We start from the raw sequence: 23,162 nt of genomic DNA on the forward strand, positions 1-23,162 counted from the left end.
GCCAGCGCTTGCCGGTTTCCCCAGAAGTGTTGGATCCCCTCGAGTGGGCGCCCTTTGGTCTTTGGCGCATGCCGATAAACAACAGTGAAAGCAATCGACGCAAATAGCTTAAACACTGCGAAAGTGCCTGTGAAAACCTAGTGAATGCGGCATAATCAGTAATTTTGCGGCGACGATCGCGTTGGTCATCAGATTGGAGGCGAGTAGGGCGTTTGACCCCGTCGACCGCAGCAGAGTTGGACTTGCCTCGCAAGCGTACATTCACCCTCGCGAGCCGAACCCGAAGCTAAAGCCTGTGTTGAACAACAGCACGCAGCCGAATTTTAATAACGGCCTAGCACCGCTGAATCCTTGGAGGAACATCGCAGTCAACACGACGTCGGCGGTGCGCACGATTGCGATGCAGGCTAATAGGATTTGGCGCTGACCCCTCCGGTCGACCAAAACTAGCGCGATACACACCGGCGAACTACCCGAGCGCCGGCAACGCAAGCAGCGCGCTGTTGCCCTGAAAGCCCATGGTCGCTAATAGCTGAGAGCTGTAGGAGATGATTGCTTCAATGCCGGTAATCTGGGCGAGAAAGCCCGGGGTGATCACGAAAACGGTGGCCCCGCCGAATACGACCGCCGCAGCATCGCGGACACGCCACGCTTGTCTTCGTTGAGGACACGGGGAATCTCGGCAAGTTCGGTGTCGACGTGGTCCTCGGGCTCCACTTGTTGCAGCGCCCGGCGATCGTTGACGACTCGGCTATTCAGCTGGTATTAGCGCGCAATATATGACATGCGCACCAACGATCGACAGCAACAGCGTCGCGGTCACCACAGTGCGCCCCATAATCCATTGCCAGCTGTGCGTACCGACCAACAACCAACAGGTAATTAGTTAGATAGCCGAGGAGGATTCCCGCTGACGATCGCCACTTGGTGGGCGGTCAGCAACGATCCGCGCACCGCGACCGATGAGGATCCCGGCGAAGTACACCGGCATGATCACCACGGTCATGCTGATGGTCAGGCCAGTCAATAGCATCGGCAACGATACCGAACGTGCACTCAGCAGCGCGAAGACCACGTAGCCTACGAGGATCAGCACAATCGACTTCTTACGTGCGGACTGCATTGGCTAGCACGCTGGCGCCGAAAGTTTTGGCGATCTGGCCGAGTACTGCGATCGTCGTCAGCATTGCTTGTTTGCCTTTTGGTAAGGACGAATTGGTTGGTGCTGAACATCAGCGCCGCCAGCGATGCCGGAAAAGGCCGTAGTCTTAGATGACGCCGATGCTGGATGAGGTGGGCTCAACCACTTAGTCCGTACTGCGAGGAGCGAGTCAGCTGAACGACATCCGGGCGTTGCGCACTCAATGACAAGGTCGGAGCGTTCGAAGGTAAGACACATCGAGCACCAGGGCAACGTCCTGGTTAGGGGTCTTCGTCAAGGCAGAAACGCCGCCACAACCAAATGTGATTGAGTCAAACCAGTATTGTGCAGGCACCCGTTCAGTGTTGCTGCCGGCGGTTTAGCGAACGCGCGATCATGATCAACCCGAACACGATCAACGTACCGACAACCGCTACGCCTACCCGTACCGGCAACGCGTCGTTTGATGACAGGATTCCGGCGGCTTGTGGGCCATGGCCGTGCCGATCCGCGTTACCGGCTATCGTGGGGTCGGGTTCGATCAGCGTGCCGATCCGGGTTCCTGCTGCGGTGTTAAAGCCGTAATCTAGCAAGTGCGCTGCTTGTTCCCACGGCGCAATCGGCTGCCGAGTCCCATGCAGCAGAACCGCCATCAGCCGTCGGCCACTACGGTTGGCGGCGCCCACAAACGTCTGGCCGGCGTCATCAGTGTAGCCGGTCTTGCCGCCCAACGCGCCCGGATACTGGTAGAGTAGTTGGTTGTCGTTTTCCAGCTGGTAGCCGGGGTGGTCGCCGTGACCGGGAAAATTGAAGGTCCGGGTAGCGACGATGTCGCTGAACGAGGGGTTATGCCAGGCGTACCGGTAGAACAAGCCGATGTCGTAAGCCGACGTGCTCATGCCCGGCCCGTCCAGTCCCGATGGCGTTGCTACCCGAGTATCCCGGCCGCCGAGCTTGGCGGCCAGCACGTTGATCTTCTGCAGCGCTTGCTGCATGCCGCCGAGCTGCATGGCCAACGCGTGCGCGGCGTCATTGCCCGAGTGCATCAACAACCCGTGCAATAGTTGGTTGATGGTGTATGTGCCGCCATCGTGGACGCCGACCTTGGTGCCCTCGGCGGCAGCGTCCTCGGCAGTTCCGGCGACCGATTTGTTGAGGTTGAACGTGTTGATCGACGCCATGGCTAACAGCACCTTGATGATGCTGGCCGGGCGATGCCGGCCGTGTGGATCGCGGGCGGCGATGACTGCGCCGCTGTCCAGATCCGCCACTAGCCACGCCTCGGCGGAGAGGTCACCTGGCACTGGAGGTGTGTCGGGAGCGGTGATGATTCCGCAGTTGTTCAGTGCCTCGCCGCCGACCGGTGTGGGCGGCACTGCCAGTGGCATCGGTGGATTACCGGCTTGGGGGACCTCCGACGAGTCCACCGCCGGTGGAGTGGCCACCTGGTATGGGCACGTTGCTGGATCGGCGTTGGGTCCGGCATTCGGTTCGGCATGTCCGACTGGCACGGTGGTCGGCAGGTTCAGCCCGACTGGTCCAGCGAGCGCGAAAACTGTTGCTAGCAGGCATGCAGTGTAACGTAAAAAAAACATCGTGCGTGCAGAGTAGGCGATCGGGCGTCCAGTTCTCGGAAGCCGCGCTGTGGCTGATGGTACAGAAGTTGCACGGCGTAGCTAATTCAACCTTGGCAGGGGATATATGGACACGTGCGAACGCTACTCAGCGTTAAACGCGGTGTCCGACCAGTCCGCGTGCCGATTCTACCAAATTACTAAATTTGGAATCCGGCGAGTTGAGCCATCAGGTCAAGCTCGGCTGGCGCTATTTTATAGCGTATATAGCGCGGACTGCGCAATAAGTGAGTCTGTTTGCCGTCGCTGAAGCGAAAATTATGTGAAACAAACCTTTGGTTCTAGGACGTCATAGGTAGGCATCCAGGTCGATGTAGTCGGGCTCGCAATCAAACATTGCCTCCTGCTGTCAGGTGGGAAGGTGCGCAACTTTGGCCCCCACAGCTCGATTACGAAGCACTCACTGGGGGCGAATAGGGTGTGTCGCATTGCGGAAGCAGGAGACCCGCTCGGCTTGTTGGGGCGAGAGGGCATATTGGCTCGCCAGCCACGGCGGTGGTCATATCGCCTGCGGTAACGGGAATAGTTGTCTCATCGGCCTTCTCACGGAGCCGGGCGGTTATCTCGTGGCATAAGTTTGATGCCAGTGACGGACGCACCGCGCCCGGCCAGCAGGATGGCCACCCGGCTGGTGCCGAAAGCGAATTCCAGTGCCCGGCTGCTTGCCGCGAGTTCGGTGAGGTGCTCAACTACCGGCTCCGGTACCGCGGGTGCAAACCAACCCGATACCTGGGGTGGCATATCGCTGTGCCATGTTGGGGTCTTAATCGTCCTCTTGGGGCACGGCGCTGATTCTGTCGACCGGGCATGAGCTTTCAACGATTATTGCCTGCTCCTGCAGTCGCTTGTAGGCCTCGGTGAGCATGCCGCATAGGAGGGGGATGGATTCGATGGTGTCTAACTTGGCCTGATCAACTTATCAGCGACGGCGCCAGCTGGATGACAGAATCGCCGCGGTCGTCGGTGTGCCTATCCAGCCCGGCCGCAAAGAGTGCCGACGACACGGTACCCGGCAGCGTTCGGCGTTCCTCGCCCGGGAAGGTCTGTTTGGTCACCTGGTCTTTGACCAGTTCTATGCCGAAGAAATAACCTTTGCCGCGGACATCGCCGACAATCGGCAGGTCATACAATTTCTCCAAGACGGCGTGCAATGCGGGTGAGTGTTGTTTTACTTGTTCGTTGAGGTTCTCGCGCTCGAAGACATCGGGGTTGGCCAGCGCGACGACTGTCGATACCTGGTGATCGCCGAGTGTATAGCTGTGCGGGAACGACGTCTTGCCATCGTTGAAAAGTGCGACAGCTTGTCACTGGTGATTATCGTGCTCAGTAGTGAATAGCCCAACGTCAGCCGCGTGGCGAGGGTTATCATGTCGGTCTGGTAGTCGAAGTCGTAACAGATGAATATCGACCCAGCCCGGCTGAACGCACAGATCACCTTGTCGAAGACCAGCAGTACGTCGTATTCGTCGCAGACTCGCTCAAAATAGCGAGGGGGAAGCGGGAATGGAATCACCTGCTTTCCGTACCGGTTCCAAGAAGATCGCGGCAACGGTCTGGAATCCTGCAAACTTGATCGCCTCGGCGGTCCGGTTAGCAGTCCACTGCCCGAAGGCCTTGATGTCCGGTATGGATCAGCTCCGGCGCACGGTAGAAGTTTGTGTTGACACTCGGAAGCCGCCGAGCTTCACCGGCTCAAACGGCGCCTTGAACAATGGTAGTCTGGCAATCACTAGTACCTCTTGGGTGGCGCATGGTAGGCGATCGAGCGCGAAATGACCTTATTTTTGTCGAGTTTGCTGTTGAGCCTGAAGTGCTGCTTGGCAAGTTGCCATACTTTTCGACCACTTTGGTGCCGCCGCTGGTAAAGAACACTCGGTTCAGGTTGCCTGGAGCATAGTTGGCTAGACGCTCGGCGAATTCGATCGCAAGCGGTGTGGCGTATTCCCACAGTGGAAAGAACCCCAGTGTGTTGGCTTGCCGGGAAGAGCTACGATTGCATTCTAATGTCGGTCGTTTATCGGCTAACCGGAACTGTGGCCGACGCCGAGATCGTACGTGAGGACCTCAAAGCCTGGCTGATCGTGTGTGGTAAGTCAGGCTCGGCTTGGATCGACTGAGGTCGGCGACGCACTGGCGTTAGACCTACACTGGTAAATCGGCTTCCCGAATCCGTGGTCGTCGATTTGGACAGCGTCGATCTGCTGTCTACAGTGGTGGCCGCCGAGTATGCCTGGTTTGTGGTAACGGCGGTATTTAGAACGCCTCGGCCCCGGTCAGCGAGTCGCGTTCATGCTGCACGACGGGTGCGCCGTACTGTTAGCCGATGTGGCAGACGTGTTGGGGACCAGCGTGGCCGCTAGCCTTGCTGGCCCGTAAAGCTGCTGCCGCGGAGTTGCCCCAAACCCGATCCCAGTCACAGCGAAGTGGTCGGCCAGCTGATGGCCGCAATGGCCAAATGGTGACCTGGAAGCCGTGGTGTTGTTGCTTAATCTCGATATTATCTTTACCGACGATTCAAACAGCAAGGTGAACAAAGAAGTTCACGGCATCAACGGAGCGGACATGGTGGCCCGGTTCATGTTTCCCCAGCCCGCCGCTACGGCCTGGTGTTCTTTACCGTCAATTAGCTGGCACTGGTCAACGGTGAACTGGTCGCCTACGCCGAAAGTTACTCCGACATCGATGGCTATCGGGAGATGGCTCCGCGGATCACCGCGATGACGATGAGCGACGGAAAGATTTGCGCTATATGGTATTCACTAACACCGATAGGTTCATCGGCTATATATTACGGGGTAATCCACGGAATCATTCCACTTCAACGGAACTAAATACTTGCATCGATGATGACTAGTTCGGCGTTTATGTGTTCCCCGCATGTTCTCGATGTCGATGTCATAGCTTAATTAGATCATGTCGGCGTTGCTGAAGTGGGCGCGTAGCTCAGCGATTTGCTCGTAGGTAATCGGGCGCGGGTCGTCGGTGATAGCGATGACAACGTGTTTGTTGTCGATGAAATACGCAGAATTTGTATAGTTGTTTACATCCTTTAGTCGCTCGATATTCGAGGCTATCAACGTACTGCAGCATAGCGCCAAAGTTGGCACACTATAAGCAGCCTACGTGCGGGTGGTCCAGTACACGGCCAACTCGCAAACACTGGCTGGTGGCGCGCAACGCGCGTTCTAGAGCGATTTCATGGATGTCGCCGTTCAGGAGCTAGATTGGGATGGTGCGCATAGACGGCGAAAGATTCGCGCCTCGCCGTAGCTTTGTTTGGCGATGCGGTACATCAGCGGGACAAAGTGGTGCTTCTTGCAGGGATAGCGGCTCGATGCGGGTTTTCTGTGTCATACCCATGAGATGAGACAGGCCGCCGGGATGTGGCTGCGTCAACGCGATAACTATTAAAAAATGTAGATCAGATGTCGGAAGGAAATAACGTGATGGCGCTTTAGCGCCACTGGTTAAGTGAACAAGTGACCCAGATGACAGTTTTTCGCTTCTATTTCAACGTGTTCGTTATCGAGTTACTTAAGAGCGTTATTGCTACCTGTCGATGTGTCGAAAGATTTATCTATGCAAAATTTTTCGCTACTGATCGTCTTGGCGTTCCGTCGCCGCTTTCTACGCTGGTCAAACCCGTTGCGACTAAGTGGCTGCGAGTCGACGTCCTGGTGCTCGACATTGGGTTCTTGAATCTGGTGCTGCTGGAAGGCGATATCGCCACAACCGATGCTACGATCAACGGCCGTCTGGATGTTGTTCTGGGTAGCTCACATATGAAATGGGGATATAGTGAGGACAACATCACCTTCGACGCGTTCGTTGCCCGGGCGCGACGGCTACGCTAAACTCTCGATGAACTCAACCGCCAGTTCCAGCCTTTACGGCTATCTGCAGCAGACTGAAATGCGAACGGCATAACATATCCCGCGCTTAGGCCGATCCAATGCCGTGGCTTCAATGGTTGCGGAACACCGGCCGCTGATTATCGGCGGACCGGCAGCCGGATGTTACAGATCGCCGCCGAGCATGCCAGCATCTACCAAGTTCATCGTCAGATACCAGGGATGATGCGACTCGCCACTTCCGCCGAAGTCGATGACTGCATTTCATACGTCCGCAAGTGCGCCAGTAATCGTGCCGATCAACTTGAACGGCACGCCTTGGTTCACGCTGTGGTGCCCACTGGCGATCGCCACTGTGCAGCCGAAAAGATCTCCCAGCAACACGGCAACCGGTATGACTCCAGAGGAGGTGTTGCAGCTGCCCCCAGAGTTACCTAGGCACCCGTCACACAGATGGCCTAACATCTGCCCCTCGACCGCTACGGATTCACGCACTACGTTATCCACCAACCAAACCTGGACAGTTTTTGCTCTAGTCATCCAGAATCCGCCAAGAATCCGTTAATACAGAAACAGCTTGGTGTTCTCCTGCGCGTGGCCCGCCGACAACAGCGCGACGTGGCACCATCCTTTCGGGTATGCCAACTAGGATTTCTCTCCTGGGGTGGCGGATGGGCGTGGTGACAGCACGTTATAGGTGCCAACTAGCTCAGCCTTAATTTGTCAGACTGACAGGTGACTTTCGAATGCGATATCGCATGAATGGATCGTGTGGCTGGTCGCGGCGCGGTACTCCTGGGAGGTGAACGTTGCTGCAGGGGCCGCCAGGAGCCGGCATCGGTTAGCGCGAGAACATTAGCGCGCGCTTGACTTCTTGGATCGCTTTGGTCACCTCTATGTTGCGTGGGCAGGATTCGGTGCAGTTGAACGTGGTTCGGCACCGCCACACCCCGTCGATCTCGTTGAGGAGGTCCAGGCGCTCGCCGGCGCCCTCGTCGCGGCTGTCGAAGATGAAGCGATGTGCGTTGACGATCGCAGCGGGACCGTAGTAGGTGCCCTCGCTCCAGAACACCGGGCAGCTGGTTGTGCAGCATGCGCATAGGATGCACTTGGTGGTGTCGTCGTAGCGAGCTCGGTCGGTCGGGCTTTGGATGCGCTCCCGGGTCGGCGGGTTGCCGCTGGTGATCAGGTAGGGTTTCACCGCGCGGTAGGCGTCGAAGAACGGCTCCATGTCGACCACTAGGTCCTTTTCCACCGGCAGCCCGCGGATCGGTTCGACTGTAATGGTCAGGTTCTTGCCCGTTTTTTTCGGTAGCAGGTTGCGCATCAGTACCTTGCAGGCCAGCCGGTTGACGCCGTTGATCCGCATAGCATCAGAGCCGCACACCCCGTGCGCGCAGGATCTCCGGAAGGTGAGCGTGCCGTCCAAGTAACTCTTGATGTAGATCAGCAGGTTCAACAGTCGGTCGGTGGGCAGGCAGGGCACCCGGAAGTTCTGCCAGCCACCAGTTTCCGCGAACGCATCGGGGTTTTCCGGGTTGAATCGTGCAATCTTCACGGTCACCATCACCGCGTCATCCGGAATCGGTGGTCGGGGAGGTTCTAGCGACTCGACCTCGACAGGCTCAACGGCCATTAGTACTTCCGTTCTTTGGGCTCGTAGCGGGTCTGCACGACGGGTTTGAAATCCAGCGCGATATCGCTGAGCAGATCGGTGCCCTGCTTGTACGCCATAGTGTGGCGCATGTAGTTGGTGTCATCCCGATGCGGATAGTCTTCGCGGGCATGCCCGCCACGGGATTCCTTGCGGTTCAGCGCGCCCACCACCGTGACTTCGGCCAGTTCCAGCAAGAATCCCAGCTCGATGGCTTCCAACAAGTCGCTGTTAAAACATTTTCCTTTGTCGTGCACGGTTATTCGGGAGTACCGCTCCTTGAGCGAGTGAATATCGGTGAGCGCTTGCTTGAGCGTTTTTTCGGTACGAAACACCGCGGCATTGTTGTCCATCGTCTGTTGCAGTGCGCTACGAATATCGGCAACGCGCTCGTTGCCGCGCTCGGATAAGATGTTAGCTACCCAGCTGATGACTGTCTCCGCTGGGTTCGGTGGCATGTCGACGAAGTCGTGGGCTAAAGCATAACTGGCCGCTGCGATGCCGGACCGGCGACCGAAGACGTTGATGTCCAGCAGCGAGTTGGTGCCCAGTCGGTTGGCGCCGTGCACGGACACACACGCGCACTCCCCGGCCGCGTACAGGCCGGGGACGGTCGAGGTATTGTCCCGCAGTACATGCCCGGTCACGGTGGTCGGGATGCCGCCCATCACGTAGTGGCAGGTCGGGTAGACCGGGACCAACTCGTGGACCGGGTCTACGCCCAGATAGGTGCGGGAAAACTCGGTGATGTCGGGCAGCTTGGCTTGTAGCACCTCTTCGCCGAGGTGACGGACGTCGATGTAGACGTAGTCCTTATGCGGGCCAGCGCCGCGTCCCTCTAGGACCTCCAGCACCATTGAGCGGGCCACGATGTCACGCGGAGCCAGGTCGACGATCGTCGGGGCGTAGCGCTCCATGAACCGTTCGCCCTCGCCGTTGAGCAGCCGTCCGCCTTCGCCGCGCACCGCCTCGGAGATCAGAATGCCCAGCCCTGCCAGGCCGGTCGGGTGAAACTGGTGAAATTCCATGTCCTCCAACGGAAGTCCATTACGGAACACAATCCCGATGCCGTCGCCTGTCAGCGTGTGCGCATTGGAGGTGGTCTTGTACATTCGGCCTGAACCGCCGGTCGCGATCACGACGGCCTTGGCGTGGAAGACGTGAATATCTCCGGTCGCCAACTCGTAGGCCACTACCCCGGTGGCAACTGGACCGCTCGGGGTTTGGGTCAAGACCAAGTCGAGCGCGTAGAACTCGTTGAAGAACTCCACGTCGTGCTTGACGCAGTTCTGGTAGAGCGTCTGCAGGATCATGTGGCCGGTGCGGTCGGCCGCGTAGCAGGCTCTGCGGACCGGGGCCTTGCCGTGGTCGCGCGTGTGACCGCCGAAGCGGCGCTGGTCGATGCGACCCTCGGGGGTACGATTGAACGGCATCCCCATCTTCTCTAGGTCGAACACCGCGTCGATGGCTTCCTTGCACATGATCTCCACTGCGTCCTGGTCCGCGAGGTAGTCGCCACCCTTGACGGTGTCGAAGGCGTGCCATTCCCAGTTGTCATCTTCGACGTTGGCCAGCGCCGCGCACATGCCCCCTTGGGCGGCGCCGGTGTGACTGCGGGTCGGATAGAGCTTCGTCAAGACCGCTGTTCGCACCCGGGGGCCGACTTCTACGGCTGCCCGCATCCCGGCACCGCCTGCGCCGACGATCACCACGTCGTATCGGTGTTGCTGGATCAAAGCTTGCCTTTCGCAGACTTTCAGGAGATGTTGGGGTCGAATGACAACAGCACGTAGCTGCCCAGCACCAGCGTGAACCCCGTCGACAACAGCAGCAAGCTGTTGAGCCAGAACCGCGTGCGGTCTTTGCGGCTGTAATCGTCGATGATGTTGCGCAGGCCGTTGCTGCCGTGGACTTGCGCCAGCCACAGTAGTGCCAGGTCCCAGAATCGCCAGAACGGCGAAGACCAGCGCTGCGCCACAAAGTTGAATTCGATGCGGTACACGCCGTTGTCCCACATCAGCATGATGAATAGGTGCCCGAACGCGAGGACCACTAGCGCGACACCCGAGAACCGCATGAACAGCCAGGCGAACTTTTCGAAGTTGGGGATGCCGGCGCGTCGACGCGGTGAGCGAGGGTTGTCTAGGCTTGCGGGACGATCGTAGCTACGCTGCCGCACCGGGGCGAGCTGGCCTCTTTGGTATGAAGGTTGAATTTGAGGGCTAAACTGAAGATCGGAGTTGCTCATCGGAAGTGCTCCCAAATTCGGAAGTGCTCCCACATGTGGATGCCAATGACTACCCCGGCTGGGACCAAGAGCAGCAAGAAGATGACGCCGATGATCCACAGCATCAGCCGCTGGTAGCGGGGGCCTTCAGACCAGAAGTCGATCAGGATGACCCGGATCCCGTTCAACCCGTGGAATACCACCGCGGCCACCAGGCCATACTCCATCAAGCCGACGATCGGGGCCTTGTAGGTGGAAAGCACCGCATTGTAGGTCTGCGGGTTCACTCGCAACATCGCAGCGTCCATTACGTGGACGAAGAGGAAGAAGAAAATGGTCGCGCCGCTGATGCGATGCAGCACCCACGACCACATACCGGGATCTCCCCGGTATGTGGTCGTGGGTGGTCGCCGCCTGCGCGATGATGCTGTTACTGGTCTCGATGTAGCCGGATCCGCGGGTGTCGCCGTTGTCCTCACCTCATTCAATACCGCCATAAAAGTAGCTAGCCGGGTATTTGAGCTTAACGTGGCGAGAAGATGCACGGTACCAACAGGCCGATCCAAACTCGTGTGTGGAAAATGTCTCATACGGGCGAGTCCATGTGCTGAGTGCAAGCCGGTTGCTCCTGGGGAACCGTTATTCAGCTCGCCTACCGAAACTACGGCACACTTCCGCCCAGCAATTGGCTTAAGCTGCAGCGTGGTTGGAGTGTTGGTGACATACTGCCGGAGCCGTGGTTGTTGATCATCGATTAGAGTCGCCCGATGAGTACGCCATTGCACCTAGAAAACATCAAGCAAGCGCCGAAGGCCCTGCTGCATGACCACCTTGACGGTGGGTTGCGCACGGCGACTGTGCTGGATATTGCCGGCCAGGTCGGCTACGATAGACTTCCTGCTACCGATGTTGAGTCGCTAGAGGCATGGTTTCGCACTGCGTCGCACAGCGGCTCACTGGAGCGTTACCTAGAGTCGTTTTCGCATACCGTTGCGGTGATGCAGACGCCAGAGGCGTTACACCGCGTGGCTTACGAGTGCGTGGAAGATCTCGCCGCTGATTCGGTGGTCTACGCCGAAGTCCGGTTCGCTCCAGAGCTGCACATCGACGAGGGGTTGTCGTTTGATGAGGTTCTCGCAAGCGTGCTGGCGGGTTTTGCCGACGGTGAAAGGGCTTGTGCTGCCGAGGGCCATGCTATTACAGTGCGTTGCTTGGTCACCGCGATGCGGCACGCGGCAATGTCGCGGGAGATCGCCGAGCTAGCGATCCGGTTCCGGGACAAAGGAGTAGTAGGATTCGACATCGCTGGTGCTGAGGCTGGGCACCCTCCGACTCGGCACCTCGACGCTTTTGAGTACATGCGTAGCAACAATGCACGCTTTACTATTCATGCGGGTGAGGCGTTCGGGCTGCCATCCATCCATGAGGCTATCGCGTTCTGCGGCGCTGACCGGCTGGGCCACGGGTTGCGGATCGTCGACGACATCGACGTCGATCCTGGTGGTGGCATCCGTTTGGGCCGCCTGGCGTCGATCTTGCGGGATAAGCGAATACCGCTGGAGCTGTGCCCCAGCTCGAACCTGCAAACCGGCGCGGTGACAAGCATGACCGAGCACCCGTTTGATCTGCTGTCCTGGGCACGTTTCCGGGTGACTGTCAACACCGACAACCGGCTTATGAGCGACACGTCGATGAGCCTGGAGATGCATCGCCTGGTGGAGGCGTTCGGCTACGGCTGGAGCGATCTCGAACGTTTCACCATCAATGCTATGAAGTCGGCGTTTATTCCGTTCGATCAACGGTTAGCGATAATCGATGAGGTCATCAAGCCGCGGTTCGCGGTGCTGGTCGGGTAGCGGCAGCAGCAGAAAGCCAGTGGAGAACCGGAAGCTACGAGGTTTGGGGCATGAACATTAAGTTGCCCCTGCCGGGATTGATGTTGTTCACAGAATTTCAGTATGGATGGTTCTTCTTGTTCCTGCTCGCCGTGTTGGTAGTGGTGGGTGTGTATCTTGCTTTGCAGTTCACTCGGTGCCGGCAGGTTTTGCGATTCGCGAACATGGACGTGCTTAGCGCGTGTCGCGCCAAGCTGCTCCAGTCGGAGCCAGTATCTGCTGACGCTTCTGTTCGTCACGTCGTTGGTGCTGTTGACGGCGGCCATGGCGGGTCCTATATCAGACGTTCGGATTCCGCTTAACCACGCGTTCGTGATGTTGGTGATTGATGTCTAGGAGTCGATGATCGCCACCGATGTCACGCCGAGCCGATTGGTCGCAGCGCAGCAGGCCGATAAGCAATTCACTGACGAGTTACCACCGGTTATCAACTTTGGTTTGGTCGAATATTTCGGCTGCCTTCTCTACTCTATCGGTTGCCCCGACGACGAGCTGTGGCGCTGTAAAGGTTACGATCGATAGCTTGTAGGCTGCTCCCGAAAACCGCAACCGGGGAGGGCGTTTTTGCCGTGCTGCAGGCGATAGCCTTGGTCGGCTCGCTGATGGGAGGCGGCGACAGTCCCTCACTCACGCGGATCGTCTTGGGGTCGGATGGCGCCACGAAAACGGACCCTTGGACCCCAACGGCCCCGCAGAGGGCTTTCACCGAGGCGCGAGCGATAAATCTGGCGGGTAGTGCAGATATCGACTGTCTTCTTCGGTATGCGCGGCGGCTCCGTCTTGTACAACAACGACGTCTTGTACAACAACGACGTCATTCCGGTTCCGGGGGACAATCAAACCTGCAGAAATTTGCGAGATCACTGACGGTCAGCCACTTCACGCTTACGATCTGGACTCGCTCAATCCGGTGTTATTCGCCCCTGCAGCGGCAGACCGGCTATGACACTGTAGTCGCTACGCAGCGGAGCCTGCAGCCTGCTGGGTGCGGTCGTCATGGCCGGCGTGTTCTGCAACCACAGGTTACCCTCCTGATCGATCAGGTCAGAATTCGCTGGTTGACTTGACTAACGTCGCCAACCCGGTAGCGATGATTGCGGTGATGATGTTGAGACGCAGCCACCCGACACCGTGCGCGGTGTCCGATCTCACTCTGGATGACCTCCTAGCTTCAATTGAGTTCGCTGATGTTTGTGGCACTGTAGGACTTACCGCCTGCCAGCCGGGCGATTGTGGCTATCTGCTCGGTTGATACTGGGCTAGCTACCCGTTGCTGGCCCAGCTTGCTGCGGCCGCCCCGCGTTCTGGACGCGATCGTCGAGATGGTCACCCCCTGGTCCCTTGCTTAGCGTGTCGCAGTGTACTCACCGTCGTGGGGATTGTTGGGATCTGGTGGCTTGTTTTACCGCCATCGACAAGAAGCATGATGCTGGCGACTGGCGGGGTATCGCCACCGGCTAATCCCGCGACTTCGATTGCATGCAGGGCGGTCAAGTGGCCCTACCGGTTGCAGTTCCGTGGCCAAACTGGAAGTTCTGCAACCCGTCAATGGTTGCATGGTGCCGCGCGGGGTCGGGGCATCAGCAGTGAGTGTTCCCATGAAGCCAATCAGCCCTAGATTGATGCCTGGTGTCAGCCTACTAGTGAACTCTTTGGTCGCCTTAAGCCTGTTGGGGTCGACGTCGGTTGCCTGCATCGGCTGTGAAATGTCGATAATCACTATGACGACGGCACGGTTGCGCCAGTATACGCATGTCGCGGGTGGGCGTAGCCAGCGCCACGGGCATCAGGGCCGGGCACAGCGGCGATACCACGATGGGAAGGTAGCCGCCACGGCGACTGTGGTACCAATGCCTCGGTGAATCGACGTAGGCGTCATACTGTACGACGACATAGATGACGATTAGGGTCAGCGACACCAAACCGAACGGGAACATGCCCGTTCATTGGCATTCAAACAGCGGTAGCGGCCTGACTCCAGGAAGGGAAATTAGGCCTACCTTCTCGTTTGGCCAGCGGGTAACCGCCGGTGGACGCTGCCGTCAGACTCGCTGCGTTAGCAGAACCCACCTTCATTCGCGTCGTAGCCGCGACTCCACGAACTGTTCCAACTTCTCCCATTCCCGTACCGCCGCAGAATAAGGGGCGACCGGCTTGTCAACTGCGCCGGGGTTTAACACATGGGCTACCAGCTTGCCCAGCGGCCGATTCGTTTCCAGCGCCGTGTCTACGGCGCTTTCCTCAGAGTACTGGCCGATATCGCGGAACAGCTCGACAGCCAGGTCCAGCTGGTCACGGTCCACGGCGTCCGGCCCATCGGCCAGGTCGTCGCTTAACCCGCTGAGCACGTAGATGTTGTCGTCGGTGATGTCGATTGCCAGCGAGCCGTCCGTGGCGGCGGTACGGATGTCGTCGTAGGTGCTCAGATCGGACAAGTCATGGTCGTGCTCGTCGGCGAGGTAGCGGGCCAGCGCCCGCTCCGAGCTGAACACGCTGATCCGACCGTTGCGGCCCAGGAAAATTGGACGATCGTCCAGGTAGCAGCGCAGTGTGTAGAAAGTGCCGGCCCCCGTCATGATCCGGACCGGGTCGATACCCACCTGTAGCCAAAAGTCTTTGTGACTGCCCAGCAAGACGGTGTCGCCGGCCGTGTGGCCTTCGTCTTCGGTGTCGTCAAAATTGTTTGCCTGAGCGGTCGCGCTGTCGGCAGCGTACTCGTCGTCCGGCTCCACTGCCGGCTCGACGGGCTCCTCGGCTAGTTCGTCGGCGGCTTTGGCCGACATCGCAGCGTTGACTCCTGGGGTGCTGATGACCTTGTCAATCGCGCTCAGCACGTCGTCCCAGCTTCGCCCGATGACTTCGGCGATCGAGTTCCAGCGTTTCTGGCCGGATCTGCCGGTGAAATGCTCGATTCCGCCTGACACCATGCCCAGGCTGGGATTGCCGTTGAAGAATTTTGACACTGCGGGTAGCTCACATACCGACCCGATGGATGCCACGATCGCCAGTGTTGCTGCCAGCTTGGTCACCGACTCGGCGGTTGGCTTCTCGGCGACCAGCTCCTCGACAACGACCAGATCGAACTGTTTGTCCTCGCCAGGATCGAGCTTGTGTGCGTGAACGGAGGTCAGGTCTTTCCACGCGGGGTGGTCGACCAGATCGTTGTCGGAGTCGGTGCGCACAAATGCGACTAGGTCAGCGACTGTCTCACAGGCATACAGGTTGTCGTCTTTGCCCAGAAACGCCTCCCATTCATCACCGGCGTCGTGCCAGCGGGGTGCCCACACGGTGTAGCGATCACCAGCGGGCAGACTCAGGCGGATGGGCACGAGGTCTGCAACCATGCGGCACAGAATAGCGGCAGCTCGCGCAGGTGTCGGATCTAGTCCACGGGTAGCTCAGCCAGCCGGTGATTACCCGCCCCAGATGTCGGTAATTGCCGCAGCCCTGGCGACGTTACCCGTTTTTGGGCAGTCCCGTACGTTTGCTCCACCGTGAAAAGCATATTGTAGTGGCTGATCTGTTTGTTGTATGTCCCCGGCTACATATGTGCGCCATAGAACACAATGAGGATTTGATTGTGATTGGTGTTGTCGTGCTCGTCCCAAGGCCATAGTGAACAGGCTATTGTTGGCCATCGGCTAGTTGGCGTTCCCGGAAAGGCAGCGGTTGAGCCAGGTGTCGGCCACCGCGATCGAGCCGCTATGCATGTTATGGCCGTCGTTGGGAATGACTGAACGACACAGTCGGCATGCTGGCCGAGTTGCCCATCGGAAAGGCAGAGGACGGCACTGAGTTCGTTTCCGGTACATTGCTCAAGTTGACCCAGGTGCATGCTTGCTTTGGTACTTGCCTACAGCACACACTGGGGAACCGACTGCGGGCAAGCTTTCGGTGAATTCCATGAATTTTTGTAGCGGGTGGCGAGTAATTGTAGAGCCCAGGTTGGCCAGGGCGCCGCCATTAAGCGTGCATAGGTTTTTCCGCATCCCGAACGTGTCGTCGTCGAACAGAGCCGAGCAGTTCGGTTAGCTCGGGTGTGTCTCCGCGAATGCTTGGGCCATCATTACGCCGTTAGCGGCCAGCGCGTTGATGAAGGGAGCCGACCGGTTACCGATGACGTTGGCCTGCAAGTGGTTTTCTCCCACCACGACTACCACGTGTGCGGGGCCGGAAGGGTTGGCGTGGGGATGCCGACTTGAAAGACCAATGAGCAGCCCATCCGCCCGCACACCAGCATGGCAACGAGCATCCGGAAGGCGCAAATACCCAGGCTCATTAGCCTTCGCAGGGGTCATTCGGAATATGTGGGCGGGGTTTACCCGCTTAGGGCAGGCAACTAAGCGTGTCAGCTGGGCTAATTCCGATTGTTATACGGGGTCCAACCCTGTGGACATCCGTGCCATCGACCCCCGCTGGCCCGCCGACCGGCTGGCGGTGCTGCGGGACGAACACACCGGCAATGCTGTGTTCCGGTCGGCGTTGCGTGGATTGACGTTGATGCTGGTTACAGGGTTACTCAGGACACGCTTTGCGAAACGTTTTCGATCCTCACGCCGCTGACTGAGATGCTGGACGTTCGGTTGACCAGACCGCCGCTGCTAGTTTCCGGTGTTGCGCGCCGGTCTGGGGGTATGGTCGATGAGGCGCATGTTGTGCTATTCGAAGCTCGGGTCGGGTTCGTCGGTTGCCTGTGATGAGGTGACTCATCAGCTGGTCCTGTATCTGGAATCGCTGCTCGACGACCTGACTGTTCAGCCGGTAATGGTTCCTCACCCAATGCTGGCTACCGGCGAGTCGATGAAACACACACACCACTGGCTGGTCTGTTGCTGAGTCGCTAGGCAACAGAGATCACCGTGCTCTGTGTGGTGGCTGCAGCGTAAGGCATTGCGAAAGTAGAGAAAACGGTAACAACGCACGATTATTCTCAGCACCGCCGTCGACAAAGGGCTCAACGAAGCAAAGTATATTGTGCCCGGTCTTGGCGACACCTACGACCGCCAATTCAGGCCCCCACTGACTCGTCTGAGAATTACCACTGCCGCACTGAAGTGACTAGCTCGTCACGCAGCACCCTGGCCCGTTGCCGAGCGAATGGTAGGTCGCCAGCCACCGGGCAGCGAACCTCCAAGTAGCACTTCAACTTCGGTTCGGTTCCCGATGGCCGCACCACTACCCGGACCCACGTGTCATCATCACCGCCGGTGAAGATCAGCGCGTCGGTGGTGTCGGTGGTGGTCGCGGTGAACCCAGCTAGCTGACTCGGCGGGGCTGCGCGCAGCCGCCGCATCAGGCCGACAGTCTCGTCAACTCCGGCTTGCTCGAGGCCAATGCGACGCGATATCGCCGTAACCTCGTGCACGCCATGGCGTTGCGCGAGTTGGTCAAGCATGTCAGGCACCGAGCGGCCCTGGTTGTGCAGTGCGGCCACCAGATCGCACACTAACACCGCGGCGCTGATGCCGTCCTTGTCGCGTACGGCAGTAGGGTCGACACAATGCCCAATAGCTTCCTCGTAGGCGTACACAAGCGTGCCTGGCAGGTTTGCGTCGGCGCGTGCCAGCCACTTGAAGCCGGTACGAGTCTCGACGTGGACCGCGTGATAGTGTGCAGCGATCGCTGCTAGCATACGCGACGACACCACGGTGCTGGCTACCACAGCGGTTTCCGGTTTGTCAGTTTGCGACAAAATGTAATCGCCTAGCAGCCAACCGGTTTCGTCTCCAGAAAGCATCCGCCATCCCGAGCTGGTGGGTACACCAACGGCGCAGCGGTCGGCGTCGGGGTCCAGGGCGATCGCGACGTCGGCCCCGATATGGGTGGCCAGGGTCAGCAATGCGTCGGTGGCGCCCGGCTCCTCCGGGTTTGGGAACGTGACGGTGGGAAAGTCTGGGTCGGGCGCGAACTGCGCCGCGACGGTGTGCACGTCGTCGAAGCCTGTGCGCCGCAGTGTCTCGACGGCTACCGCACCACCCACCCCGTGCATCGGTGTGAGGGCAACCCGGACCGAACCGTTGGAGCGCCGCACCGCGGCAGCTCGTTGGATGTAATGGTCAACCAGATCGGAGGCGCTGTTTTCACTGGGGTTGACGGGCTTCCTGGTGATTTGGTCTGCCAGGGGGGCGGCGGCCATCGCAGTTTCGATTTGGCGTTCAGTGGGAGAGATGATCTGGATGCCGCCGTCGAAATACACCTTGTATCCGTTATCGCTCGGCGGGTTGTGCGATGCCGTGATCTGTATCCCGGCGGCGGCGCCGGTATTGCGGACCGCGAACGCCACCACCGGCGTGGGTGCCGGATCGGGGAGTAGCAGCACGGAAAAACCTTCAGCGGCAAGTACCTCAGCGGTCGCAGCGACGAATACCGCCGAGCCGTGCCGAGAGTCGCGCCCGACTATTACGGTTGCGGGCCGCGAGCCCCCTCGTTGCATGAGCACCTGTGCCACGGCCCAGGTCGCCCGCAACACCACAGCGAGGTTCATGGCGTCGGGGCCGCCGCGTACTGGTCCGCGCAAGCCCGACGTGCCGAAGCGCAGTGCACGGGCGAACCGCGCCGCAAGTTCATCGGGGTCGCACGCGGCCAGCTCGGCGGCTGTCTGTGGGTCGGGATCGTGCGCGATCCACTCCTCGGGTGTCACGGCCGCCCTCAAAATCGAGCTATGACGTCGACCAGCAGTGACCCAATCCTGCTCGCTGACGCGGTCCCCGCGGCAAGCACCTCAGCATGGCTAAGGGGCTTGCCGGTAATCCCGGCCGCCAGGTTTGTCACCAGTGACACGCCCAGCACCTCAGCACCCGCCGCCCGTGCTGCGATGGTCTCGTGCACCGTCGACATGCCCACCAGGTCAGCGCCCAGCATCCGCAACATCCGGATTTCCGCGGGCGTCTCATAGTGCGGGCCGGGCTGGGCTGCGTACACGCCTTCGATCAGTGTCGGGTCGGTGTCGCTGGCGAGTTTTCGTAGCCGCGGTGTGTACGCGTTGGTTAAGTCGACGAAGTGCGTGCCGACTAGTGGCGAACGTGTCGTCAGGTTCAGGTGATCACTGATCAACACCAGTTGGCCGACCGCCATGTCTGCGCGCAGTCCGCCGGCCGCATTAGTGAGGATGATAATGCGTGCACCGGCTGCGCACGCTGTTCGTACTGGATGCACGACGTGCCTAAGGTCATGCCCCTCGTAGGGGTGGATGCGACCGGCTAGCACCAGCACCCGATGCGAGCCGATGCGTACCGACAACAGCTCGCCAGTATGCCCGGCTGTGTTGGGTGGTGTGAACCCGGGTAGCTCGGCCTGGGGGAAAACAGTGCTCGATGAACCGAGCGCTGCAACCGCCGGGGACCATCCCGATCCCAGGACGACCGCGACGTCGTGCTCAAGGATACCAGTGCGCTCACTAATCACCTGGGCTGCCCGCCGAGCGAGTTCGTCGGGATCGCGCAGTGGGTCGGTCACAGTCGGTGAACTTAGCCCGGCGACGATGAGCGCCGGAACGGTGTGAGTGACGAGTGAGCCATCATTGTGGTCAGAGCAGCTGCTGGTCGGTGCGATACTGCATAGGTGCCCACATTAACAGCATTGGCTAACGTCGAGAATGGGGTGTGGCCTCGTGGTGCCCGATCTTGTGGAGTTGTCGCACGCAATTCATGCTGAGCTGTTGCTGCCGTTCGCCGAACAGTGTAGCTGTGTGCCAAAGCGCTGGCGCTGGTCGCCGGACGTGGTTTCGCGATCGCTGCCGCCCGCCTGTGGTCTGGACAGGGTGTTTCGCGCCACTGTAAGCAGTGGTCCCCTGGTCGTTGGGGTGTGCGCCGAGTATGACTGGCTATTCGAGATCGGATATGCATGCTGCCACAACATTGTAGTCGCGACGCGACTACAATGTTGTGGCAGCTTAAGGCGTGGGTCTAACTGTGACCTTACTGGGAACTCCCACTGAGGAAGTCGGCAGTGATTAAAACGCTGATGCTGCAGGCCGAGGGGTGTGACTATGTTGCGATGGTAGTGATCGCGCGTTCCGGGCTGACCGGCATTGCCGCGGCTCGTTTACTGGAGTTGTCTGAGTTCACGGTCGAATACCTGGCACGGAATCGCATGCCGTCGTCACGCCGCACCTGGGGGTCAATGCAGCTGACGCGGTCACCGTAGCGCCAGGTGGTCATTGCGGTGCTGCGGCAGCAGGCTTAGGCTAGCGACGGGGCAATTGGTGTACGGCATGGCCACTGACGGCGGGGCAGGCGATCAATGTCATCCCCATCCACGGGGCGTTGCAGTATGCGATGCGGGCGGTCAACTCGGATTCGCTGTGTGAGCTGGAGGGCAGATGTGGTTACGTGCCTTTGTCGTGGGGTGCGTTAGCAGCCGGCTGTGAATACGAAGATTGATTATACTATACTATAGTGGCATATGCGGAGGTGAAACCAAACCAACGGCTAGCTGACGTGTATTGCGAGGAGGTGCGCCAACTCGGACGCGAGTCGGTGGCGCCTGATGTCAAGGTGCGGCCTCCGCTGGGCAACACTGCTATGAGCAACGTGACGCAAGTGCTGCCGGGGATCCATCCGGTGGTCGGTGTCAACGCCGCCGGCGCCACGGTTCATCAGCGCGCCTTTGCCGCGGTTACCGCCGGTCCCAGCGGCGACCGCGCAGTTATCGACGGTACGGTCATGCTGGTGCGCACGATTGTTTGCCTCGCCGAAACTCCTGATGAGCGTGACCGGGTGCTGGCGGCGCAGCAGCGCAGATGTGGCAGGGTAGACGTTTGAGCCTCGTTGACACAGCCGAATCCTGGCTCCCCGCACATTACGATGACCTCGTCGCGTGGCGCCGCCACATCCACCGCTATCCGGAGCTGGGTCGCCAGGAGTTCGCCACCATGCAGTTCGTTGCCGAGTGGCTGGCCGACGCGGGGTTGAACTCCGAGGTGCTGCTCGGCGACCGGCTTTACTTGCGACTGGCGTCCTGAACGCAAGCCCCGGATCGCGCTGCATGCCGCCATGGACGTGCTACCGCTCAGCGGAGCGTATCGGCGCCCCGTATGCCTCGACGATGCCTAATGTCGCGCATGCCTGTGGCCATGATGCGCACACCGCCAGTTTGCTTAGTACTGTAGTGGCTTCGGTGCAGGAACTGCCGGTCGGCGTGCGATTGATCTTCCAGGCTGCTAAAGCGCTGATGCTCGGCGGTGTGGATCGATGCCATCGCCGCCGGGGTGTTGACCGGGGTAGTGTGGATCTTCGCTTTGCGCCGCGATCTCCGGTTCGAAGTAGGCAAGGTCGCGGTCCGACACGGTCCTGTTACCTTGGCCGCCGACTCGATAGAAATCATGCTGTATTCGCCTGGCCGGACACCCGTCTCGGCCGCACCTCACTGCCGACTTGGTCTACGGGCTTGTCGCACTCAATTACTGGGCTGCCCGGAGTGTTGTCGCGCCGCATCGATCCGCGCAACAGCACCGTGTTGGTGTGGGAGCGTGGTCAATGCGGGAGTAGCCGCCAATGCCATACCCTAAACCGGCCTCTTATCTGGTACAAGGCTCACCGTCAGCCGCCAGACCTGGGTTGATCTTGAAGGGATCATCCGCCAATCTGTTTCCGCGTTACTGTCGCCATCGGCGATCGGACACGTCTTACAGTACCAGCGCGATGTCCCTCCTGTCGTCAACGAGGATATTTGGGCACGCATCCTGACCCACATAATTGAAGCTGTTGGCCTTTATGCGATGGCCGATACCCGCCAGTCCGGCGGCGGGGAGGATTTTTCCTGGTACCTGGAGGAAATTCCTGGTGCGATGGTCCGATTGGATGTGTGGTCGGGTGAGGGGCTGCAGTTGGATCTGCATCAGCCGACGTTCGACCTCGATGAGCGGGCACTCGCGATTGGGCTGCTGTGATGGTCAACATCATTGAGCAGTCTGCGGCCTTCTAACCACGAGAGCGTATGTCCGCACAAAAACAAGCCGCATTGATTGGCATTCTAAGGACGTTCGTGAAATTAGCTGTTGGTATTGACTCCCTCGATGATCGTCAGCGTACACGTTACACGTAGAGCTCAGCGGCCTACTCGACGTCTAAGGCGGAGTCGTTAGGTTCAGTCCCGGAATTGACATTCCTCCACTGGCCGCGGCTCGCAGGAAAAACTCACTTATGTTGCACAGCAGAAGTTTTGGCTTGGTTTCTATGGTCGTAGCGAAATGACCACGGCATTAAGGCTGCCCGGGTTGGGCCGTGGTGGCCGGTACGATGGTGGTGGCGTGCCTGGGCGCTGCCGTCGCTTCCTAGGGCTTCGACATCGACGGAACCCCCGATCTGCATGTGCTCAATCCCGACGGTCACCGCTGGTGCTCAACCGACTATATGATTGTGTATCGACACGAAGGCGTGCCTCTGATGTGGTTTGCGAGATGACCGGCCACGCCGCTGGTCTGAACAGCGATCGGGGTTGTTCGTACACTGCGTTGATGACGCTCGACGCCGCGCTGCGCAATGGTACGTGCACCTGCGTCGACCTACATAGGGCTGTCGACCTCGAATCCGGCCGGCGTGGTACTATTTACCATCCGTGAGCTGCTGGGTTTGGTTTGGTCGCAGGCCGAGTTATCGATGGAGAACGAGGCGTGGCTGGTTCCGCTCGATAGCGGGTTGCTTTGGCCAGTCCTGCAATACGAGATCGAGGACTTGAACGGGCGGATCTGATGACTTCGCCTAGCCTAATACCGCGTCGCCGCCAAGTACGACGGCTTCGGCTGGCACAGCGGGCGGGCG

Annotated in this window: 20 protein-coding genes and 7 pseudogenes; 10 read left to right on the forward strand and 17 right to left on the reverse strand. The window is 59.4% G+C overall.

Annotated features, from left to right (window positions below):
* Window positions 1–469: 469 nt before the first annotated feature.
* The 6 genes and pseudogenes from MLPF_RS15600 to MLPF_RS05150 form a co-directional block, all read right to left on the reverse strand.
* Window positions 470–598, reverse strand: coding sequence for a hypothetical protein (locus MLPF_RS15600; RefSeq protein ID WP_272946078.1), 129 nt, complete (start codon window positions 596–598; stop codon window positions 470–472).
* On the reverse strand, window positions 595–717 hold the full coding sequence (locus MLPF_RS15605; RefSeq protein WP_272946079.1) for a hypothetical protein: 123 nt from the start codon (window positions 715–717) through the stop codon (window positions 595–597). Before MLPF_RS15605 ends, MLPF_RS15600 begins: the two co-directional genes overlap by 4 nt.
* Window positions 718–886: 169 nt before the next feature.
* The gene (locus MLPF_RS05135; RefSeq protein WP_237817260.1) at window positions 887–1,123 is read right to left on the reverse strand and encodes a hypothetical protein; all 237 of its coding nucleotides are present in this window, start codon (window positions 1,121–1,123) and stop codon (window positions 887–889) included.
* A gap of 377 nt (window positions 1,124–1,500) precedes the next feature.
* Window positions 1,501–2,736, reverse strand: coding sequence for a D-alanyl-D-alanine carboxypeptidase DacB1 (gene dacB1 / locus MLPF_RS05140; protein WP_045842648.1), 1,236 nt, complete (start codon window positions 2,734–2,736; stop codon window positions 1,501–1,503).
* A gap of 582 nt (window positions 2,737–3,318) precedes the next feature.
* On the reverse strand, window positions 3,319–3,516 hold the full coding sequence (locus MLPF_RS05145; RefSeq protein WP_201775233.1) for a class I SAM-dependent methyltransferase: 198 nt from the start codon (window positions 3,514–3,516) through the stop codon (window positions 3,319–3,321).
* Between the two features lie 22 nt (window positions 3,517–3,538).
* Window positions 3,539–4,776, reverse strand: a pseudogene (locus MLPF_RS05150) (aminotransferase class III-fold pyridoxal phosphate-dependent enzyme); the annotation flags it as partial.
* On the opposite strand from MLPF_RS05150, the pseudogene MLPF_RS05155 reads away from it, so the two are divergent.
* Window positions 4,776–5,629, forward strand: a pseudogene (locus MLPF_RS05155) (sigma-70 family RNA polymerase sigma factor family protein); the annotation flags it as partial. The pseudogenes MLPF_RS05150 and MLPF_RS05155 sit on opposite strands and share 1 nt — an antisense overlap.
* Window positions 5,630–5,681: 52 nt before the next feature.
* Here MLPF_RS05155 and MLPF_RS05160 read toward each other — a convergent pair.
* A complete protein-coding gene (locus tag MLPF_RS05160) occupies window positions 5,682–5,852 on the reverse strand; it encodes a hypothetical protein (protein WP_156146980.1) in 171 nt (56 codons plus the stop codon).
* 411 nt (window positions 5,853–6,263) lie between these two features.
* Between MLPF_RS05160 and MLPF_RS05165 the strand changes: the two genes are divergently transcribed.
* Window positions 6,264–6,629 carry a hypothetical protein gene (locus MLPF_RS05165; RefSeq protein WP_156146981.1) on the forward strand — a complete coding sequence of 122 codons (366 nt, stop codon included), beginning with the start codon at window positions 6,264–6,266 and terminating at the stop codon, window positions 6,627–6,629.
* A 261-nt stretch (window positions 6,630–6,890) separates the two neighbouring features.
* Here the strand turns inward: MLPF_RS05165 and MLPF_RS05170 are convergent, their stop codons facing one another.
* The 5 genes from MLPF_RS05170 to sdhC all read right to left on the reverse strand — a co-directional run bounded on the left by MLPF_RS05170 (window position 6,891) and on the right by sdhC (window position 11,004).
* Entirely contained in the window at window positions 6,891–7,121 is a 231-nt protein-coding gene (locus MLPF_RS05170) for a hypothetical protein (RefSeq protein ID WP_156146982.1), read from the reverse strand.
* A gap of 346 nt (window positions 7,122–7,467) precedes the next feature.
* Complete coding sequence (locus tag MLPF_RS05175) at window positions 7,468–8,262, reverse strand: succinate dehydrogenase iron-sulfur subunit (protein ID WP_045842650.1); 795 nt, start codon at window positions 8,260–8,262, stop codon at window positions 7,468–7,470.
* Window positions 8,262–10,016 (reverse strand): succinate dehydrogenase flavoprotein subunit, encoded by a 1,755-nt coding sequence (gene sdhA, locus MLPF_RS05180; protein WP_045842651.1) that lies wholly within the window; start codon window positions 10,014–10,016, stop codon window positions 8,262–8,264. Before sdhA ends, MLPF_RS05175 begins: the two co-directional genes overlap by 1 nt.
* Before the next feature lie 20 nt (window positions 10,017–10,036).
* Window positions 10,037–10,528, reverse strand: a complete 492-nt coding sequence (locus MLPF_RS05185) for a succinate dehydrogenase hydrophobic membrane anchor subunit (protein ID WP_045842652.1) — start codon at window positions 10,526–10,528, stop codon at window positions 10,037–10,039.
* On the reverse strand, window positions 10,525–11,004 hold the full coding sequence (sdhC, locus tag MLPF_RS05190; RefSeq protein ID WP_082082316.1) for a succinate dehydrogenase, cytochrome b556 subunit: 480 nt from the start codon (window positions 11,002–11,004) through the stop codon (window positions 10,525–10,527). The genes MLPF_RS05185 and sdhC overlap by 4 nt, the downstream gene beginning before the upstream one ends.
* A gap of 270 nt (window positions 11,005–11,274) precedes the next feature.
* Here sdhC and MLPF_RS05195 point away from each other — a divergent pair, with 270 nt between their 5' ends.
* The 3 genes from MLPF_RS05195 to MLPF_RS05205 are packed head-to-tail and all read left to right on the forward strand — an operon-like array spanning window position 11,275 to window position 12,924.
* On the forward strand, window positions 11,275–12,363 hold the full coding sequence (locus MLPF_RS05195; protein WP_045842654.1) for an adenosine deaminase: 1,089 nt from the start codon (window positions 11,275–11,277) through the stop codon (window positions 12,361–12,363).
* 50 nt (window positions 12,364–12,413) lie between these two features.
* Window positions 12,414–12,704: a hypothetical protein gene (locus MLPF_RS05200; protein ID WP_236684878.1), complete on the forward strand. Its 291-nt coding sequence runs from the start codon at window positions 12,414–12,416 to the stop codon at window positions 12,702–12,704.
* 40 nt (window positions 12,705–12,744) lie between these two features.
* Window positions 12,745–12,924 carry a hypothetical protein gene (locus MLPF_RS05205; protein ID WP_236684879.1) on the forward strand — a complete coding sequence of 60 codons (180 nt, stop codon included), beginning with the start codon at window positions 12,745–12,747 and terminating at the stop codon, window positions 12,922–12,924.
* 522 nt (window positions 12,925–13,446) lie between these two features.
* Here the strand turns inward: MLPF_RS05205 and MLPF_RS17150 are convergent.
* The 3 genes and pseudogenes from MLPF_RS17150 to MLPF_RS05220 form a co-directional block, all read right to left on the reverse strand.
* A pseudogene (locus MLPF_RS17150) lies at window positions 13,447–14,339 on the reverse strand (vWA domain-containing protein).
* 135 nt (window positions 14,340–14,474) lie between these two features.
* Window positions 14,475–15,746 (reverse strand): protein export chaperone SatS, encoded by a 1,272-nt coding sequence (gene satS, locus MLPF_RS05215; protein WP_045842655.1) that lies wholly within the window; start codon window positions 15,744–15,746, stop codon window positions 14,475–14,477.
* A 69-nt stretch (window positions 15,747–15,815) separates the two neighbouring features.
* Window positions 15,816–16,681 (reverse strand): annotated as a pseudogene (locus MLPF_RS05220) (alkaline phosphatase family protein).
* A 110-nt stretch (window positions 16,682–16,791) separates the two neighbouring features.
* Here MLPF_RS05220 and MLPF_RS05225 point away from each other — a divergent pair.
* A complete protein-coding gene (locus MLPF_RS05225; RefSeq protein ID WP_237755949.1) occupies window positions 16,792–16,965 on the forward strand; it encodes a hypothetical protein in 174 nt (57 codons plus the stop codon).
* A 48-nt stretch (window positions 16,966–17,013) separates the two neighbouring features.
* Window positions 17,014–17,460: pseudogene (locus MLPF_RS05230) on the forward strand (uracil phosphoribosyltransferase).
* Here MLPF_RS05230 and MLPF_RS05235 read toward each other — a convergent pair.
* Both MLPF_RS05235 and MLPF_RS05240 read right to left on the reverse strand, forming a co-directional pair.
* Window positions 17,438–19,042, reverse strand: a complete 1,605-nt coding sequence (locus tag MLPF_RS05235) for a phospho-sugar mutase (protein ID WP_045842656.1) — start codon at window positions 19,040–19,042, stop codon at window positions 17,438–17,440. The pseudogene MLPF_RS05230 and the gene MLPF_RS05235 sit on opposite strands and share 23 nt — an antisense overlap.
* An 8-nt stretch (window positions 19,043–19,050) precedes the next feature.
* On the reverse strand, window positions 19,051–19,857 hold the full coding sequence (locus tag MLPF_RS05240) for a purine-nucleoside phosphorylase (RefSeq protein WP_045842657.1): 807 nt from the start codon (window positions 19,855–19,857) through the stop codon (window positions 19,051–19,053).
* A gap of 105 nt (window positions 19,858–19,962) precedes the next feature.
* On the opposite strand from MLPF_RS05240, the pseudogene MLPF_RS05245 reads away from it, so the two are divergent.
* From MLPF_RS05245 to MLPF_RS05255, 3 genes and pseudogenes are all read left to right on the forward strand, one after another.
* Window positions 19,963–21,164, forward strand: a pseudogene (locus tag MLPF_RS05245) (zinc-binding metallopeptidase family protein).
* Window positions 21,161–22,326 (forward strand): annotated as a pseudogene (locus MLPF_RS05250) (amidohydrolase). Before MLPF_RS05245 ends, MLPF_RS05250 begins: the two co-directional pseudogenes overlap by 4 nt.
* 557 nt (window positions 22,327–22,883) lie before the next feature.
* Entirely contained in the window at window positions 22,884–23,093 is a 210-nt protein-coding gene (locus MLPF_RS05255) for a hypothetical protein (protein WP_045842658.1), read from the forward strand.
* Window positions 23,094–23,162: the final 69 nt, after the last annotated feature.

Origin of the sequence: Mycobacterium lepromatosis, assembly GCF_000975265.2 — a bacterium.
Lineage (GTDB): Bacteria > Actinomycetota > Actinomycetes > Mycobacteriales > Mycobacteriaceae > Mycobacterium > Mycobacterium lepromatosis.

Coding starts and splice junctions, on each gene's coding strand:
- MLPF_RS05205 (WP_236684879.1), top strand. CDS start 12,745: ATGATCGCCACCGATGTCACGCCGAGCCGATTGGTCGCAGCGCAGCAG.
- MLPF_RS05200 (WP_236684878.1), top strand. CDS start 12,414: ATGAACATTAAGTTGCCCCTGCCGGGATTGATGTTGTTCACAGAATTT.
- MLPF_RS05145 (WP_201775233.1), bottom strand. CDS start 3,516: ATGCCACCCCAGGTATCGGGTTGGTTTGCACCCGCGGTACCGGAGCCG.
- satS (WP_045842655.1), bottom strand. CDS start 15,746: ATGGTTGCAGACCTCGTGCCCATCCGCCTGAGTCTGCCCGCTGGTGAT.
- MLPF_RS05135 (WP_237817260.1), bottom strand. CDS start 1,123: ATGCAGTCCGCACGTAAGAAGTCGATTGTGCTGATCCTCGTAGGCTAC.
- MLPF_RS05165 (WP_156146981.1), top strand. CDS start 6,264: ATGACAGTTTTTCGCTTCTATTTCAACGTGTTCGTTATCGAGTTACTT.
- dacB1 (WP_045842648.1), bottom strand. CDS start 2,736: ATGTTTTTTTTACGTTACACTGCATGCCTGCTAGCAACAGTTTTCGCG.
- MLPF_RS05255 (WP_045842658.1), top strand. CDS start 22,884: ATGGTACGTGCACCTGCGTCGACCTACATAGGGCTGTCGACCTCGAAT.
- MLPF_RS05185 (WP_045842652.1), bottom strand. CDS start 10,528: ATGAGCAACTCCGATCTTCAGTTTAGCCCTCAAATTCAACCTTCATAC.
- MLPF_RS05175 (WP_045842650.1), bottom strand. CDS start 8,262: ATGGCCGTTGAGCCTGTCGAGGTCGAGTCGCTAGAACCTCCCCGACCA.
- sdhC (WP_082082316.1), bottom strand. CDS start 11,004: ATGGCGGTATTGAATGAGGTGAGGACAACGGCGACACCCGCGGATCCG.
- MLPF_RS05195 (WP_045842654.1), top strand. CDS start 11,275: ATGAGTACGCCATTGCACCTAGAAAACATCAAGCAAGCGCCGAAGGCC.